The following is a 760-nucleotide window of genomic DNA, read 5'->3' as shown; positions in this document are numbered from 1 at the left end:
CTGCGCCTACACCTAACGGCTTAAGCTTGCTAGATAGACCAAGTCGATGACCCATTATACAAAAGGTACGCCGTCACAAGACTGGACACTAATAAGAACCTGTTATCTGAGCGGCCGACTGACCCTGAATTGAACTGTCTCAATTCCCGGGTTTTTGTCGTAAAGACCTGCGTTCGACCGGTGGTCATAGCTCAGCGCGTAACGCCAGCCATTCCGGCCTTCGTAACCCAGTTCAATTCCCGATCTGAATTCGATCGGTCCACCCAGGTCAAATCCGCCGTTATCGGCGTACAGGCCTGGCATGGAATGCAATTCCGCGTAAAGCGGACCATTGCCGAAATTGTGGGTGTAGGTCGAGCCAAAGCCGACCCAGGTTTCGCCGTGCTCACCCACGGAAAGGCCGACTGCATTTCCGAACGGGCCACGTTTGTGGCCAAGATCGTAACGCAGATAGATTTCCGAGGCGCTTGCGGCGCGTCGCTCCAGAACCTGTCCGGCGGAAAACGCCAGCCTCGGCGTCGTCGGCGACGTGCCCAGGCATCCCGTTTCCGTACCGCAGTGGTTCATGCCCATGTCGGTCAGACCGGCAATCAGCATGAGCACTGCAAAGGTTCCGTCAGCCATGTCGTATCTCCCGATGTTTCGGGGATCTGCATGGCGCAGATTGTTATTAGAGTCCAGTCAAGCTCCGACTGATTGTAGGCGTTCGGTTTCAGGTACTGTTTCACTCCCCTCGTCGGGGTGCTTTTCACCTTTCCCT

At 55.7% G+C, this 760-nt stretch carries 1 rRNA gene; it reads right to left on the bottom strand.

The window, feature by feature from the left end:
- A 23S ribosomal RNA gene (locus FOY53_RS22675) occupies positions 1-760 on the bottom strand; the annotation flags it as partial.

Origin of the sequence: Puniceibacterium confluentis (assembly GCF_007923445.1) — a bacterium.
In the GTDB taxonomy this organism is placed as follows: domain Bacteria; phylum Pseudomonadota; class Alphaproteobacteria; order Rhodobacterales; family Rhodobacteraceae; genus Puniceibacterium; species Puniceibacterium confluentis.
The sequence above is the reverse complement of the archived record's forward strand: the minus strand, read 5'-3'. Positions and strand labels throughout refer to the sequence as shown.